General features: G+C 61.6%; 12 protein-coding genes. 2 read left to right on the plus strand and 10 right to left on the minus strand.

What is annotated here, in order from left to right:
* Positions 1 to 28: 28 nt before the first annotated feature.
* The 10 genes from LB559_RS25140 to LB559_RS25185 form a co-directional block, all read right to left on the minus strand.
* Complete coding sequence (locus LB559_RS25140; RefSeq protein ID WP_013529887.1) at positions 29 to 1,048, minus strand: BMP family protein; 1,020 nt, start codon at positions 1,046 to 1,048, stop codon at positions 29 to 31.
* A 379-nt stretch (positions 1,049 to 1,427) separates the two neighbouring features.
* A complete protein-coding gene (locus LB559_RS25145; protein WP_024505105.1) occupies positions 1,428 to 2,318 on the minus strand; it encodes an aromatic ring-hydroxylating oxygenase subunit alpha in 891 nt (296 codons plus the stop codon).
* Between the two features lie 236 nt (positions 2,319 to 2,554).
* Complete coding sequence (locus LB559_RS25150) at positions 2,555 to 3,346, minus strand: helix-turn-helix domain-containing protein (RefSeq protein ID WP_013529886.1); 792 nt, start codon at positions 3,344 to 3,346, stop codon at positions 2,555 to 2,557.
* A 500-nt stretch (positions 3,347 to 3,846) separates the two neighbouring features.
* The gene (locus tag LB559_RS25155; protein WP_063172972.1) at positions 3,847 to 5,034 is read right to left on the minus strand and encodes a porin; all 1,188 of its coding nucleotides are present in this window, start codon (positions 5,032 to 5,034) and stop codon (positions 3,847 to 3,849) included.
* Between the two features lie 319 nt (positions 5,035 to 5,353).
* Positions 5,354 to 6,628: a serine hydroxymethyltransferase gene (gene glyA, locus LB559_RS25160; protein WP_024505107.1), complete on the minus strand. Its 1,275-nt coding sequence runs from the start codon at positions 6,626 to 6,628 to the stop codon at positions 5,354 to 5,356.
* A 79-nt stretch (positions 6,629 to 6,707) separates the two neighbouring features.
* Positions 6,708 to 7,667 (minus strand): 2-hydroxyacid dehydrogenase, encoded by a 960-nt coding sequence (locus LB559_RS25165; protein WP_224675220.1) that lies wholly within the window; start codon positions 7,665 to 7,667, stop codon positions 6,708 to 6,710.
* A gap of 13 nt (positions 7,668 to 7,680) precedes the next feature.
* Positions 7,681 to 8,886 (minus strand): aminotransferase class V-fold PLP-dependent enzyme, encoded by a 1,206-nt coding sequence (locus LB559_RS25170; protein ID WP_224675221.1) that lies wholly within the window; start codon positions 8,884 to 8,886, stop codon positions 7,681 to 7,683.
* A 55-nt stretch (positions 8,887 to 8,941) separates the two neighbouring features.
* The gene (gene purU / locus LB559_RS25175) at positions 8,942 to 9,808 is read right to left on the minus strand and encodes a formyltetrahydrofolate deformylase (protein WP_013529881.1); all 867 of its coding nucleotides are present in this window, start codon (positions 9,806 to 9,808) and stop codon (positions 8,942 to 8,944) included.
* Positions 9,805 to 10,698 carry a methylenetetrahydrofolate reductase gene (locus tag LB559_RS25180; RefSeq protein WP_224675222.1) on the minus strand — a complete coding sequence of 298 codons (894 nt, stop codon included), beginning with the start codon at positions 10,696 to 10,698 and terminating at the stop codon, positions 9,805 to 9,807. The genes purU and LB559_RS25180 overlap by 4 nt, the downstream gene beginning before the upstream one ends.
* A gap of 143 nt (positions 10,699 to 10,841) precedes the next feature.
* A complete protein-coding gene (locus LB559_RS25185; RefSeq protein ID WP_224675223.1) occupies positions 10,842 to 12,098 on the minus strand; it encodes an aminomethyltransferase family protein in 1,257 nt (418 codons plus the stop codon).
* A gap of 841 nt (positions 12,099 to 12,939) precedes the next feature.
* On the opposite strand from LB559_RS25185, the gene LB559_RS25190 reads away from it, so the two are divergent.
* Positions 12,940 to 13,443 carry a response regulator transcription factor gene (locus LB559_RS25190; RefSeq protein ID WP_032809607.1) on the plus strand — a complete coding sequence of 168 codons (504 nt, stop codon included), beginning with the start codon at positions 12,940 to 12,942 and terminating at the stop codon, positions 13,441 to 13,443.
* A 313-nt stretch (positions 13,444 to 13,756) separates the two neighbouring features.
* Positions 13,757 to 15,734 (plus strand): DUF5801 repeats-in-toxin domain-containing protein (locus LB559_RS25195; protein WP_224675224.1); only part of this gene is annotated, 1,978 nt, incomplete at its 3' end.

A 15,734-nucleotide genomic window follows, 5' to 3' on the forward strand; every position in this document is an offset into this window, starting at 1 on the left:
TCGCACCGGGCTGCCTGGTTGATGTGTCTTACTTCACCTCGGCGGTGTTGAGCGGAACGACAAACTTGCCGGAAAGAATCTCCTGCCGCTTGGCAGATATTTCGCCCTTCACCGCCTGCGGGATCTTGCCGTCGAAATCATGATAGGGTGCGATGTCGGTGCCGCCTTCGGCCATCGAAAACCATTTCGGTTCGGCGTTGCCATTGAATTGCGCACCGGCCTTGTGTTTCAGCCATTCGCCGATGATCCAGTTGAGATCGGGCTTCCAGCTGATGATGGCGCTGGACGCAATGGCGTCGGGCGCGACCTTGCTCTGGTCGTTGATGTTGGCGAAGCACATGATCTTGTGCTCCTGGCAGGGCTTGAAATTGTCGGTCAGCATGAAAACGACGTCGGCGCCGGCCGCGATCTGCACATTGGCATGCTCAGCCGCCAGCGCATTGTCGGACCACGAGCCGATGAACGAAAGCCGATGCTGGATGTCCGGCCTGATCGACTTTGCACCCTCGAAGAACGCATTGATCTGGTCGTTGACGTCATTGGCTGGAAAGGTGCCGACGATGCCAACCATGCCTGTCTTGGTGGTATGGCCAGCCAGCATCCCAAGCAGGTAGGAAGGCTCATGCAGCCGCTTGTAGATCCAGTATTGATTTGGCCCGGCTGGGTGATTGCCGGAGCCGGTGACAACAAACATCAGGTCGGGGAACTCGACACTCAGCTTCTGGACCTGGTCCGAATAGGTGCCATGGCCCCAGATGATGTCGTATTCACCACTCTCTGCGTAGAAACGCATGGCGTTCTCAGCATCGTCTCCGTACAGCGGATCGGTATGTTCCCATGCAATCTCCAGCCCCTCGGGCCTTTCCTGTTTCAGTTGCTCAAGCGCGTCGAGCAACGTCCGGTCCCAGCCGACGTCAGGCAGGTCCTGCAGGATAACAGCCAGTTTCAGCGTCTTTGGGACATCCGCGAATGAGCGTACAAGCCCCGACAGAAGCAGGGCGCCCGCCGTGCCCAGGATTGCCGTGCGTCGCGTAATGGTATTCGTCATCGCTTGATCCTCTCATTCCAGTCCGAGAACTGTCCAATGCCGCCCTGTCGTCATCCGGATGTTCTTGTCTTTTCCGGTTGCCTACTTGGAGGCGGCGATCGCCTGGACAACGTCCCCATGGCGTTGTTGGCAGCCGGTCTTCCGGCTTAGGTCCGAAACTTCCACGGCGAAGGTCGGCTAACAATGGCTGCGATTTCTTTCGCGCATATCCACAATTAATCATGTCCGAAAATGCGCCCATGACTAGAGCATAGTGCCGAAAAGTGTGAAGCGGTTTTCACGGACAAACGGAAACCGTTTGTCCAGACATCATGCTCTATCTCTTTGATCTAGAGGCGGATTCCGATTTCAGGTCGATTCGACCTGAAATCATCCGGCTCTAGTGTGCGCCGATACCGTTGCCGGCCACGACGCCATAACGCAGGCCCCTTTCGCGCAGCCAGCGGCGGTAGGCGGCCGACGCGGCGTCGGCGCGGATCGGCACCTCGGAACGGGGATCCAGCGGCAGCCTCTTCGGAACCTGATTCTCCAGGATCGGCTTGTCCTGACCCAGGATGGTCTGATGAAATCGCCTCAGCGTCGCGAGGTCGCGGATCTCATCCAGCAAGCAGATGACGATATGTACGAGCACCCAGTCCTCTTCGACCGGCTGTCCGAACAGCGCGATGACGTCGCGTCGGTCGCGTTGCCGAGACCCTGTCTTGTAAAGGACGGCGCAGAACGGGTGCGGCACCCGGTAGATGTATTCCGTATCGGCCCCTGTCGTCGAACCCGCATTCGCCTGCGGCTGGTAGAACTCGCAATCGGTGACCATTATTTCGGGTGGCTCGGCCGAAACCTGCACTTTGTAAGGCTTGACCTCGGTGTGCGGCTCCTCGCCGAGAATGCCGGTGTGGACGAATGGGAAATGCCCCATGTCGAGAAAGTTCTCGACGGCCCTGGGCGCCGATACGTTTACCCTTACGACGCCCTGGATGATGTGGCGGCGATCGGCTTCGGAAAATTCCGGAATCTCGAACAGGTCGCGCTCCGGCGTGCCGAGCGTCGTCCAGACATAGCCGAACCGCTCGATGACAGGTAGCTCTGTTTGGGCAGCTTCGACGGTAGCGTGGCCTTGCCAGACGGCGGCCTTGCCCTCGCGCCGGCCAACGGCAATCGGCTCACCGAGCAGGACCGTCCTCACCGCCCGATCGATCGGCAAGTCCTCGACACAGGCGACGACATGCCAGTCGTTGAGCGCAACGGGATCGAGATGAGAGAAATTGCTCATGGTGCTGTCCAGCCTGGAATGTCTGTTGTCGGTGAACGGATCTGGCCAAGGCGCGACCGGCAACCAGGTTGCAAGACATCGGTCCGTTGCCTGACGCCGGATCAACCCTGATTGCCCGACAATTCATTTGTGCCTGGAAACCGCCATGTCCGCTCTTGAGGAAAGCATATCGCCAGTTCACCCGCCGGTTCTGGAGGCAATGCTTGCCTCGTCACCCGGAGGCACGTGGGCAACCATCAGGCGTTGCGCTTCTGCTCTCTGAGCTCGGTCGGTGAACAGTCGAACGCCAGCTTGACCTGCCGCGAGAAATGATAGGGGTTCTTGTAGCCGACCTGGTAGGCGATCTCGCTGATCGACAGTCCTGTCCGCTGCAGCAGATGCGTGCCGTAATCGAGGCGGCAACGCCACAGATATTTGGCCGGCGTCATGCCGAGATGTTTCTTGAACGCCGAGACCAGATATTGCGGGCTGACGCGCACCTGCTGCGCCACCCGCTCGATCGACAGATCGGCGGCAAAGTTCTCTTCGAGGAAACGGCGTGCCTGCAGGATCGTCTGCGGGATCGGCCGCTCCGCCTCGATCACCTCGGCCTCGTAGATGAAGGCGTGGAGCAAGGCGTTGGTCAGCGACTCGCGAACACCACTGCGGCCGCCGCGCTCGCCGAGGCCAAGATCAACACCCAACTGCATGAGGGTGTGAACCATCGGCGAGGCGACGATGAACGGCGCGAACTTCTCGCGCTCCTTGTACAGCCACGCCGCGTTCTGCGGCCGGCCATCGCACCAGCTGACATGGGTCAGCGTTTCCGGCGCCACCGACGTCATGTAGCGATCACGCGTGAGCGACAGAGCACATTGTCCTGCCTCCAGTTGCAGGACGCTGTCATCCGCCTCGAGCGTCAGGGATCCGACGTGGACAAGCATGAAGGCCAGATAGTCGCCACCGATCGGCCCGTAGTCGCCGCCATTCTCATAGGTTAGTTCGCCGAAGGTGTTCTCGCGGCTAAGGTCGATCGGTGGCAGGCGCATATCGGCTTCCCCCTGTCAGACTGCCGGTGCCATGCAAATGAAGTCGATCCGCGTTCCGGCTGCGTCTCCAATTGTCGAAGCTATGGCCTCGTGACGCAAGATACCGCCAATCAACCTGCTCATGGCGGCAGACCGATGCTTCCACGCGCACAGGCCCAGGCTAGCCGAGGCGATCCGCCAGGCGATCTCCAGAGAGGCCGCCCTTGAACGCTCGCTGGTCAACGGCTTGTCGAGATCGACGTCGAGCCGCGCTGGCCAGTTCCGCCTGCGCAGAGAGGTTCGTCCACCTCCTCCTCTTCGTCGTCACTCGGGTGGGATCACACTGGTGGACATAGCCGGAATGAAGGGCGCCTTGGTCAAAGGCGCCCTTCGCATCGGCGGCGCGCTTCGGTCCTGGAGGTACGGACTCAAGCATTTTGAGAGGAGCCACCCGATGAGCTCACTGGGCCGGCTTGCCCAGCGAGCATTCGTATATTTCGGCGAAGTGCTACAACAATCCGCTAGAAGTCACGCTGGAAGCGGAGGAGGCCGCCGACGCTATTCTCTTTCGTAGCGCCGACCCAGTTACGGTTGTCAATCTGGCCAAACTTGCCATCGTGGTTATAGTCAACTTCGGCCGTGACCGTGAAGCCGGGGACGACATCGTAGGCAACGTTTGCCGCGACACCGTAATTCTTGTCATCGTCAGCGGAAACCTGGAGATTGAACGAGGTCTTCTCGTTGAACTTGTAGGTGCCGCCTCCCCAGACTGCCCAGTTGCCGCCCCACTGCTTATAGAAGTTGCGGTCGATGTTCTTGTCGGTGCCGTAACCGGCCATCAAGAACAGAGACAGAGCGCTCGAAGCGTTCACGTCCAAGCGAACCTTGCCGGCATATTCTTCGAAGGTGCTGTCATAAGCAGCGACGCCCGTGATCGCGCCCCAGCCCTGCGTGTACTTCACGCCGCCGACGACATGCGGGACATAGCTGTCGATCGTGTCGTAACCCGAACTGATGTACGCGAAAGGCGGGACGCCGGTCGGGCCAGCGCTGCCGCTACCTTCTTCGAGGGAAACCACGCCCGACAAACCGTTGCCGAGGTCGAAGTAGTACTGGACGACGTTGCTGTCGAAGCCGCCATAGGGGACGATCGTGTCGTTGATGACGTTGCCGGCGTAACCGATGAAGGTGTCGAAGGCCGGGTCGTCCTTACCGACGCGCAGACCACCGATCTGGATCCAGGCGAAGTTCAGCGTAATGCCCGTGTTGCGGGCCTGCCAGTTGTTGCGGCTGTCGTTGGTCGTGGCCTGGTTGGCATAGTCGCCGAAGCTGTTGCCGAAGTTGAAGCGGGTCTCGGTGTAGGTCTTCAACGTGCCGAGTTCGGTTTCCTGGCCGGTCCAGGTCTTCAGGTTGAAGCGGGCATTCTTCCAGTAGGTCGAGTGGTCGTCTTCGCCCATGCTGTCAGGAACGTGATTGACGCCATCGAACGAACCGGCATCACCCACGCCGACGTCGTAGCGGACATAGCCGCCGATGCGCAGGCAGGTTTCGGTGCCGGGGATGTAGAAGTAACCAGCGCCGTAGACGTCGCAGATCTTGACGTATTCAGCGGGTTCCGGCTCGGCAACAACGACGGCGTCGGCGGCGCGCGCACCGGAAACTGCGATCAGAGCCGCAGCTGAGCCGAAAAGAAGGCTCTTGATGTTCATTTTCCTCTCCATTCAAAAGATCAAAAAAAGCCAGGGTATCTTTCGAGGCTGGCAACCCGCTCCCCGGAAAACGCCGCACCCATGGATCCAAGCTCCTCCTGCCGTCCGCAGCCGAAGGCGCCACTTCCGTCAATCGACGGAAATTGCTTGCAAAATGGCTCGGACGACAAACTTGGCGGTGGATGTATGCGGTGATTTCGCGATGACGTTAGGACAGGCGCAACTCGTCACGAATGGCGCTGCTACGCAAAACCATATCTGTGGCTAATGCCCTGTCCGCGGCAGCCATGTATCTGCCTGTGGCGCGCTCCCCGGACGGTCAACCGGGTCTGGGCTCGTAGATCGGGAATGCCTCGCAAAGCTCCTCGACCGACCGCCGAGCCGCCTTCTCCTGTTCGGCGCCCCATTGCGTTCCGACCGCATCCAGCACGTCGGCTATGAGATTGCCGACACGGGCAAACTCGCCCTCGCCGAAACCGCGCGTGGTGGCGGCCGGTGTGCCCAGCCGTATACCGGAGGTGACGGCAGGCGGCGCCGGATCGAAAGGAATGCCGTTCTTGTTGCAGGTCAGCCCTGCCCTGCCCAACGCCTCCTCCGCGTCCTTGCCGGACAGGCCCTTGCCGCGCAGGTCGACCAGCAGCAGATGCGTATCGGTTCCGCCGGAGACAATGTCGAATCCGCGCTCGCCAAGCGTCGCGGCCAGCTTTCTGGCATTCGCCACCATCTGCCGGGCATAGGTCTTGAACCCGTCCTCCAAGGCTTCACCCAGGGCAACGGCCTTGGCAGCAATGACATGCATCAGCGGGCCTCCCTGCAGGCCAGGGAACACCGCCGAATTCAGCTTCTTGGCGATGTCCTGGTTGTTGGTCAGGATCATGCCGCCGCGCGGGCCGCGCAGCGTCTTGTGCGTCGTGGTGGTGACGATATCGGCGACCTCCACCGGGTTGGGATGCACGCCGCCGGCGACCAGGCCGGCGAAATGCGCCATGTCGACCATCATCAGCGCGCCGACGGCATCGGCGATCGCCCGGATGCGCTTGAAGTCGATGATGCGCGGATAGGCCGATCCACCCGCGATAATCAGCTTTGGCCGTGTTTCCCGCGCCTTGGCCTCCAGCTCCTCATAGTCGATAAGGCAGTCGCTCTGGCGCACGCCGTATTGCACGGCGTTGAACCATTTTCCCGACAGTGTCGGCCGGGCACCGTGCGTCAGATGCCCGCCGGCGGCGAGCGACAGACCCATGAAGGTGTCGCTCGGCTTCAGCATGGCGAGCATCACCGCGCCATTGGCCTGGGCGCCGGAATGCGGCTGCACATTGGCGTGCGCCGCGCCAAACAGCCGGCAGGCCCTGTCGATGGCAGCCGCTTCGGCCAGATCGACATATTGGCAGCCGCCGTAGTAGCGGTGCCCCGGATAGCCCTCGGCATATTTGTTGGTCATCACCGAGCCTTGTGCCTCCAGCACAGCCGGCGAAACGATATTTTCGGATGCGATCAGCTCGATTTCGGACCGCTGCCGGCCCATCTCGCGTGCAATCGCATCGGCGACCACCGCATCCTGGAGCTTGAGGTTCCTCTGGAAAAAACCGGTCATTCTGCTCGTCTCCTGGCGGCAAAAGGCGGACACGGTTTTCGGCGTCGCCATTGCCTGGTGTTGGAATTGAAACGGGGAGCTAGTTCACCGCGTCAGGCGGGGTGCGGCCTTCGAAGAAGGCCGACAGATTGTCGATCACCCGCATGCCCATTGCGATGCGCGTTTCGCTGGTGGCGCTACCCAGATGGGGCAGCAGCACGACATCTTCACGCTCCGTCAAGGCGCGCGGCACGAACGGCTCCGTCTCGAACACGTCGAGCCCGGCACCAGTAATCCGACGCTCACGCAGCGCCTGGACCAGTGCGTCCTCATCCACCACATCGCCGCGCGCGGTGTTGATCAGGAAGGCTGATTTCTTCATGCGGGCAAGACGACGTTCGTTGATGAGGCGGGTGTTTTCGCCACCGCCCGGACAATGCAGCGACACGAAATCCGAGGCCGCCAGCACCTCGTCCACAGTCGCCAGCTGCCGCGCCGGCATGCCGGGATGGGGAACCGGCTGGCTGTCGAAGAAGACGACCTCCATGCCGAAGCCGAAGTGACAGCGCCTGGCCATGGCCTGGCCGATCCTTCCCATGCCGATGATGCCGACGGTCTTGCCGCTGACCTGGGTGCCGCAGAGATGCGTCGGCCGCCAGCCGGTCCATTTGCCGGAGCGCAGCTCGCGCTCGCCCTCTCCGGCACGGCGCGCGCACATCAAAAGCAGCGTCATGGCGAGATCGGCGGTGGCATCGGTCAACACGGCGGGCGTGTTGGTGACGATCAGCCCTGCTGCGCTGGCAGCGGCAATGTCGATGTGGTTGAAGCCGACACCGAAATTGCCAAGTATTCTTGCCCTGACCCCGCCTGCAAAGAGATCCGCGCCAAGCCGGTCGGTTACGGTCGGCAGCACGGCATCGGCAAGCAGCAGGGCCTGGCGAAGCTCTTGTTGCTCATAGGGCCGATCGGCTTCATTCAGCGTGACATCGAAATGGTCGCCAAGGCGCTGTTCGACCTCATGCGGCCAGCGCCGGGTAACGATTACCTTCGGTTTGCTCATGGCTACGATCCTCTCAAGCCGCGCGTTCGTGCCGCGGCTGCAGGGTCCGGCCGATCTCGGCGCGGTACCATTCCTGCGCAGCGGCAACACCGGAGCCGGCCTCGATTCGGGCTCCGGCGTCGCGTAACGACATTTCCGCCGAGGCCAGGGCGGCGAGGCACATGACCTCGTTGAGGTCGCCGAGATGGCCGATGCGGAACACGCGGCCAGCCACCTTGCTGAGGCCCGCGCCGAAGGATGTGCGATATCTGGAATATCCGTTGGCGATGACCTGTCTGGCATCGACATCCTCGGGGACGACGATCGCCGAAACCGTATCCGACCACCATTTTTCCTCGTTGGCGCAGAGCTTTAGTCCCCACGCATGCACGCCGCGGCGCACACCTTCGGCGAGCCGGTGGTGCCGGGCAAAAATCTGCTCCAGTCCCTCGGCAAAGATAAGGTCGAGGCTGGCTCTCAGGCCAAGCAGCAACTGCGTTGGCGGCGTATAGGGGAAGAAGCCGGTCTTGGACGAAGCCTGCATATCCTCGAAGCTGAAATAGCAACGCTCCATGCGCGACTGCTTGTGCGCTTCCAGAGCCTTGGCGCTCACCGCCAGGATGCCGAGACCGGCAGGCAGCATCAGCCCTTTCTGCGAACCGGTGATGGCAAGGTCGACACCCCATTCGTCCATCCGGAAATCGATCGAGCCGATCGAGCTGACGCCGTCGACGAACAGCAGCGCATCGTGAGCCGTTTCGTCGAGCGCGGCACGCACGCCGGCGACGTCGGACGTCACGCCGGTCGCGGTCTCGTTGTGGGTGGCGAATACCGCCTTGATCTTGCTGCCCTTGTCGTCGCCCAGCCGTTGCCGATAGGCGTCGAGCGGAACCCCCTCACCCCATTCGGCATCGATGCAATCGACCTCAAGTCCAAGGCGCTCGGCCATATCGACCCACAGGTGCGAGAACTGGCCGAAACGCGACATCAGCACCCGGTCGCCACGATTGAGCGTGTTGGAGATCGCCGCTTCCCAGGCACCGGTGCCTGAGCCCGGAAAGATGAAGACACTGCCGGTCTCGGTCTTGAATATCCGCTTCAGGTCGTGAAACAAAGGCAGGACCAGTTCCGGAAAATCCGGGGCGCGCATATCCTGCATCGGCACGTTCATGGCCCGCCGCACAGCGTCGGGAATGTTGGTCGGACCCGGGATAAAGAGATGCGCCGTTCCATTTTTCATGATCTGGTTCTCCTGTTGATATGAGCATCGCCACACACGGGTCGGTGTTGCCGCCTTACGCGAACACAACCGTTTTTCGTCCGTTGATCATCACGCGGGCTTCGAGGTGCCGTTTGATGGCACGCGCCAGAACGCGGCTTTCGATGTCACGGCCGGCCGCGATAAAATCCTCGACGCTCATGGAATGCGTTACCCGCTCGGTTTCCTGCTCGATGATCGGCCCCTCGTCGAGTTGGGCGGTCACATAGTGAGCCGTGGCGCCGATCAGCTTCACTCCGTGCTCGAAAGCCTGGTGATACGGCCGCGCGCCCTTGAAGCTTGGCAGGAACGAATGGTGGATGTTGATGACCTTGCCGAACAGGCGCCCCGCGAGGTCGTCGGAATACACTTGCATGTAGCGAGCCAGGACGACGAGGTCGGCGCCGACGTCCTCGATCACCGCCAGTATCCGGCCTTCCTGTTCCTGCTTGTTCTCCTTCGAGATGGGCAAGACGTGGTAGGGAATGCCAGCCCATGCCGCAGTTTCGCGGCTGTCTTCGTGGTTGGAGATGATCGCTGCAACCTCGGCTTCGAGCCAGCCAACACGGATCTGGTAGATGAGGTGAAGCAATGCATGGTCAAACTTCGAGACCATGATGACGATTTTCGGCCGACGGCTCCGCTCAAGCAGGCGGCTGCTCAGGCCGAAGCGATCCACCACAGGCGCAAGTCCCTTGGTGATGGCATCGGCAGACACCCAGGCGGGCGCCGAAAAGGCAATGCGCATGAAGAAACGGTTCGAGGCCCTGTCCCAATGCTGGCTGCTTTCAGCAATGTTCGTGCCAAGGTTGGCGAGTTCGGTCGTCACTGCCGCCACGATCCCGGCCTGGTCTTCGCAGGACAGCGTCAGAATGAAAGACAGTCGAAGCGCTGCACAATTCATCGTTCGTTGACCCGCGGCCAGCACGCCTCGCGATAATCGGCGAACCAGGCAAGCGTCTTTTCCCATCCGCCGAATGGGAAGAAATGGAGGTGTAGTGGCGCGGTCGGCGCCGGGTAGCTTGCCGCCATGGTTTGTAAGATCTCGGCTGGGTTCCGGTCGGCCACGATGTTGAAGAGGCCGCTGGCGGAACGCCGCAGCGCCGCGATCGAAGGGCCGACACCGCACATCATGGCGAACCGGATGAGTTTGGTAAGGCTGGTCACACCGGCCAGACCAACATGAACCGGCAGCCCGGGATGCGCCGTATGCAGACTGCTCGCCCAGGCGGCGATCGTGTCGCCATCGAAGGCGAATTGCGATACGACCCTGGCTTCCAGCGACCGCTCGGCACAGATGTCGAGCTTGCGCCGCAATGCGTCCGTCAGCACGGCTTCGACGATGCTTGGATGCCCTTCCGGATAGCCGGCGACGAAGGCGGTTCGTATCGCACTGTCTTTGACCACGGGATGGGCGAGCAACTGGGTTGCCTCTCCCAACGGCCCCGGAAAGAGAGCCGGATTGCCGCCAAGAAAGAGCGCTTCGCTTATCCCGTTTCGACTGTGGGCGGTGACAAGATCGACATAGTCCTGCTCCGAATTGAAGTTCCGCGCGCCCAGATGTGGCACCGGCACAAAGCCCAACTCCTTGATCCGGCGCGCTGCTTCGATTTGCAAAGCCTCGGGCTTGCCGGGAAGGTGAGTAAGAAAGACGCGCGAGCCAAGCGGGAAGCAGTCCGCTGGTGGCGCAAAGGTGCGTGCCTGCGCCGGTGCCAGTTCGATCGACACCTCCGCGTCGAACACAAATGTAGCCGAACCTCGCGTCTGGATAAGCTCTTGGCGCATGTCGTTCATGATCTTTCCAGGTCTCTCCCGACCAGCTTCACGATTTCGCGGCACCGTAGGCCGCGGCAATGGGAGCCGGGCAGACCAGCTGCCCGGCTTGTCGTCGCGGGAGGATGCAACGACAGGACTCTCAGTTCTGAAACAGCGTTTCGCTAACCGTTGGCGGCGCGTTTGAGCGACAGGAACGGCAGCGCCACCACACGCGCCCTGACATCGGCCGCCACGCCATCCTTGTTCCACTTCAGCGTGAGCTCGGTGCCGGTCTCGGCGGCTTCACGCCGCAGATGGCCGAAGCCGATCATCCTGCCGGTCGAAGGTGACCAGGCGACGCTGCTGGCGTGCCCAACTTCCTTCCCGCCGCGAAAGGCTTTCAGCGGATACCACTGCACGCGCCGCAGATTTCCGGGCGCATTGCTCTCAAGCCCCTTGCCGTCGAGGGCTTGCGACCAGTCGATGTCGAGCCCGACGAGCTGGCGATGGTCACCCGTGTTCGACATGCGCTGCAGCGCCGCCTTGCCGATGAAATCGGCCTTGCGAAAGTCGACCAGCCGGCCCAGGCCGAGGTCGAAGGGCGACGCACGATACTTTCCAGCTGCCTGAATGCCGGCGCCGCCATGGTCTGGGCCGGCACTTGTATAGTCGTAGCCAACGATCAGCAGCCCGGCTTCGAGACGTGCTATGTCGAGCGCCCAGGCGCCGGCAGGAAGGATGCCAAAAGGCTTGCCTGCCGCCTCGACCGCGTCCCACACGGCGGCGCCGTCATCCGCCTTGACCCACAATTCATAGCCATGCTCGCCGGTAAAACCCTGGCGCAGGATCTCGACCCGTCTGCCGGCAATTGTGACGATGGCCAAGCGAGAGAACGGCAATTCCTGCACGGACTGGGTGACAGCCTCCAGCACTTCGCGGGAACGCGGTCCCTGCAAGGTGAGGATGCCGTAGCTATCGGATATGTCGGTGACACGGACGTCGAGGCCTTCGGCATGCTGCTTCCACCAGGAAAGGCCGGGATCGGCGGAAACGCGTAAGGTGGTTTCATCCATGCGGAAAACCAGACCGTCGCCGACGACATGGCCGTTCTCGTCGCACCACGGTGCATAGTAGATCTGGCCGACCTGCAGCTTCTTGATGTCGCGTGGGATGAGCGCATCCATCATCCTCTCGGCATCCGGACCGGCAATGACATATTTCGACAGTGGTGACATGTCGCCCATGGCCACCCTGTTGCGGATAGCCGCCAGTTCCTCGACCATATCGGAGTAGCAATCGACGACCATGTTCCTGTCCCAGCGCATCCAGAGTGCGTTCTGGTTCAGTGGCGCCGTCCGTTCGACGAAGGGCGTGCCGCGAAAGGCGACATGGGCATCTGCCACCACGCTCAGGCCGGACGTGAATTTGATGTCGTTCATTCCAGGTCTCCTCCCAGTCGCAAGGCACTTTGCTGCGACATTCGACGACAACGGGTGGGGAACAGCGCACCTCGCGCCATGGAAACGAAACTATCCAAGCGCAGACTGCAGGGACGGCTTCCTGCGAGCAGCAACCCGCTCAGTCAGATGTCTCTTGCCTCATCCGTATCTTGGGTGAGACTTTCACTTCGCAGCGTTTTTCGGAATGCCCCCGGTTGCCGACGGCATACCCGCAGTTCAACCTGAATATTTGAAGCCGCCGTCGGATTGCTTTCGCTGCCAGCCTTCACCGGCAAATGCTCGCTTGCGGTCGACCAGGTAACGCCGTCGCACCGCACAAGCTCGGCCCGTTCAGCCGTAGCATCGAAGCCTGAATTGGCAGCTCGACGCGTGGGGGAAAGGCGGTAGCGCGCTGGCGCTACCAAATTTCTCACCCAGGAGTGCGGTGAGACGTCCGGCGATTTCGACTTCGATTCCGCGGATCATCGTGCGATCGAATGCTGGCATTTCAACCAAGTCCAGCATCGCCTCCGCAGAATCGTCAGCCAGCCTGCTAGGTGCGAGGGAGCCCGCCGGTCCGCCGTAGATTATAGCAACATGTATATTAGCTATTCCTTGACAATCGATGTGGGCTCTGGTTTCCTGATTTTACGGGTATTTAACCAAGTTCGTTGCGTTTTTTACGGACGGTGTTCGCATGTCAACAGTGGTTGTCGCGGACCCGCGGGGGGTATATCTCGCCGGTCTGGAATGGGTGTTGCAGAAGGCTGGACACGATGTTGTCGCCCAGTGTCGCCGCCCTGTGGACGTTCTTGCTCATGTGGAGCGCCATCAGCCTGATATGGTCATCGTAGGCGTGGATCTCGCGGATCAGCAGACATCAGGTCTTTCCTCACGGCTGAAGGCCGGCAACAGCGCTCTCGGCATCATCTTCATCGTGCAGCCAACCGGCAGGCTCGATGTCAGGGAAATACAGACGCTCGACGTCGATGGCCTGTTTCTGGACGGCATCAGCCACCGCTTTCTCATCGAATGCGTGAATGCGGTGGCGGCGGGCAAGAAGTGGATCGACAACAAGATCGTCCAGCAGCTGCTGATGCCCGGCTCGCAGCCGCAGCCAATGTCCCGGCTGACCGGGCGGGAGACCGAAATCGCCGATCTCGTCTCGCGCGGGCTGCGCAACAAGACCATCGCGCAGCGGCTGCATTTATCCGAAGGCACGGTGAAGATGCACCTGCATCACGTCTACGAGAAGTTGCACCTAGGCGGCCGGGCGGAACTGGCCTGGATGACGCACGGCAAAGCCGCCGAGCGTCCTGGAATGGGCCGAACCGGCCTGCTCTGAACACTCTCCACTCGCACCGACATTGTACGCACGGCAACGGCCGCAGAGCCGTCTGACGGCATCTGGCGCGTGCCTGCGCGACCTCCCGCAGCGCCGGTCAACCTGATCGAAGGATATATATCCTTCGATCAGGTGCGGACATTGACCGCAATACTATCGAAGCGGGAATGGACGCGCCCTCTGCGCCGGCGGCACATTGCAGGATCAAAGGCCGCAATTCTGTGCGCCAGCGGATGCACTTGGGTAGGGGCATCCGGCACCTGGGGGGGGTGAATCCCCTTTTCTTGATGCGTTTAAACAGGGGAGAACCTCCATGCTCGACATCACAGCCCAAGACATCATCATCGACGAGACCACTGGCCTTCAGGACAGCGATGTTAACCCGACCGTTCCGCCGCACAACAACGCCACCGTGAGTTATCTCCTTGGCCTCGACGGCCCGGGCGGGCTGACCTCGCCGGAGGTCGCCTTCAAGTCCAACTTCGTGGTGGCCTCGGCGAGCGCAGGGGAAACCATCACCTCGGTCGTTCTCACGCAGAACGCCTCCGGAACCCCGTTTTCCACCACCGTCGGCGTGAACAGCGGCATCCGGACGGTCGATGGCAATTATGTCTGGCTGTTCAAAGACGCAACTCATGCAAACGTCGTGATCGGCGTCATTGGTACCTCTAACCCGCTCGTCGCACCCGCTGCGACCGGGCCGCTCGCCTACTCGTTTGCGCTGATAACCACCGACGCCACCCATGCGGACTTGTACACGGTCCAGTATGTGCCGTTGCTTCATCCGGTCGCGACCGACCCGGACGACCGCATCGATCTGACAGATCATGTGTTCGCCTCGGTCTCGGGGACCACCGTGGCCAATTTCTCTGGCCAGAACGCCGCACCCGGCAATCATGACTTCTACGCGATCAATTCGTCCGGCGGCGCCGGCAGTCAGCTTCTGGTGACAGGGTTCCTGGGGGCGAACAATGCCACCGCCAACGTGAGTACCCAAGGCTTCGGCGTCAACAACCAGAGCATCAATCCGACCGAAACGCTGCAGGTCGATTTCGTCTCCGGTGCCAACCTGCCCGCAGGTTCTGCCTCGCAAATCCAGTACGGCAGCCATATCGATAATATCACGCATGCCGGGTTCACGATCAACCAGATCACGCCTTCCAATCCGAATTTGCGGGTGGACATCAAGATCACCGCCCTCGACGTTCAGGGCAACGAGCAAGGCTTGAACTTCTATGACGGCAGCCCGACCACCGCCGCGCCCATCACCAGCCTCACGCTGATCGGCCAGTCGGGGGTTGCATCCCCCATCACCGCCAATGGTACCTATGACGTCGCGGGGAACGTTGATGTCACCATCAGTGGGCTCGGGACCAACATCGTCACAATCACCGGACTCGATAACATCACCACTGTCAACGTCACCACTAGCAGCCAAATGGATCGGTTGCTGGTTACGGGTGTCGATTCAAACGAAGGGTGCGACATCACCGAGTTCCATTTCTCGACAACGACCACCAACGCCTACACCGAACAGGTCGGCTCGTTCATCAACTTCGACGACGACGGGCCGACGCTTTCGATCACGGCCGCGCCGGTGGTTGGCGCAGCCGAGGTGATCGAGGCGAGCGGGGCTGGCGGGCACAGCCAGGCGACGATCACGCCACCGACCTTCACCGCGAGCGCGGTCGACGGCGTCACCACGAATGTGACCTACGCACTTGCCCTGGCCGGCGGGGCGGCGACCGGGCTGCTGACGACGGAGGGCAACCATGCGATCACGCTGGTGGTCGACTCGGCCACCCAGGTCTCGGGCCAGTACGACAGCGACGGCGACAGCGTGCTCGACGCGACGGCGTTCACGGTGACACTGTCTGGCACGACGGTGACGCTGACGTCGTTGGTTGCCCTTGAGCACTCGAACACGCAAGGCGTCGGCGAGGACAACACGCTCGACCTCAACGGTCTGATCAACGTGGTGGCAACGGTGACGGCGACGGACGGCGACAACGACGTCGTATCGCAGCAAAGCTCCAGCTCGGGGCTGTCGCTGACCTTCGACGACACCGATCCGACACTTTCGATCACGGCCGCGCCGGTGGTTGGTGCCGCCGAAGTGGTCGAGGCGAGCGGGGCTGGCGGGCACAGCCAGGCGACGATCACGCCACCGACCTTCACCGCGAGCGCGGTCGACGGCGTCACCACGAATGTGACCTACGCACTTGCCCTGGCCGGCGGGGCGGCGACCGGGCTGCTGACGACGGAGGGCAACCATGCGATCACGCTGGTGG

Source organism: Mesorhizobium sp. BR1-1-3, assembly GCF_020165455.1.
Lineage (GTDB): Bacteria > Pseudomonadota > Alphaproteobacteria > Rhizobiales > Rhizobiaceae > Mesorhizobium > Mesorhizobium ciceri.

What these genes read in the sequence shown, in the direction of transcription:
- LB559_RS25140 (WP_013529887.1), bottom strand. Translation starts at nt 1,048, where the DNA reads ATGACGAATACCATTACGCGACGCACGGCAATCCTGGGCACGGCGGGC.
- LB559_RS25145 (WP_024505105.1), bottom strand. Translation starts at nt 2,318, where the DNA reads ATGAGCAATTTCTCTCATCTCGATCCCGTTGCGCTCAACGACTGGCAT.
- LB559_RS25150 (WP_013529886.1), bottom strand. Translation starts at nt 3,346, where the DNA reads ATGCGCCTGCCACCGATCGACCTTAGCCGCGAGAACACCTTCGGCGAA.
- LB559_RS25155 (WP_063172972.1), bottom strand. Translation starts at nt 5,034, where the DNA reads ATGAACATCAAGAGCCTTCTTTTCGGCTCAGCTGCGGCTCTGATCGCA.
- glyA (WP_024505107.1), bottom strand. Translation starts at nt 6,628, where the DNA reads ATGACCGGTTTTTTCCAGAGGAACCTCAAGCTCCAGGATGCGGTGGTC.
- LB559_RS25165 (WP_224675220.1), bottom strand. Translation starts at nt 7,667, where the DNA reads ATGAGCAAACCGAAGGTAATCGTTACCCGGCGCTGGCCGCATGAGGTC.
- LB559_RS25170 (WP_224675221.1), bottom strand. Translation starts at nt 8,886, where the DNA reads ATGAAAAATGGAACGGCGCATCTCTTTATCCCGGGTCCGACCAACATT.
- purU (WP_013529881.1), bottom strand. Translation starts at nt 9,808, where the DNA reads ATGAATTGTGCAGCGCTTCGACTGTCTTTCATTCTGACGCTGTCCTGC.
- LB559_RS25180 (WP_224675222.1), bottom strand. Translation starts at nt 10,698, where the DNA reads ATGAACGACATGCGCCAAGAGCTTATCCAGACGCGAGGTTCGGCTACA.
- LB559_RS25185 (WP_224675223.1), bottom strand. Translation starts at nt 12,098, where the DNA reads ATGAACGACATCAAATTCACGTCCGGCCTGAGCGTGGTGGCAGATGCC.
- LB559_RS25190 (WP_032809607.1), top strand. Translation starts at nt 12,940, where the DNA reads ATGGTCATCGTAGGCGTGGATCTCGCGGATCAGCAGACATCAGGTCTT.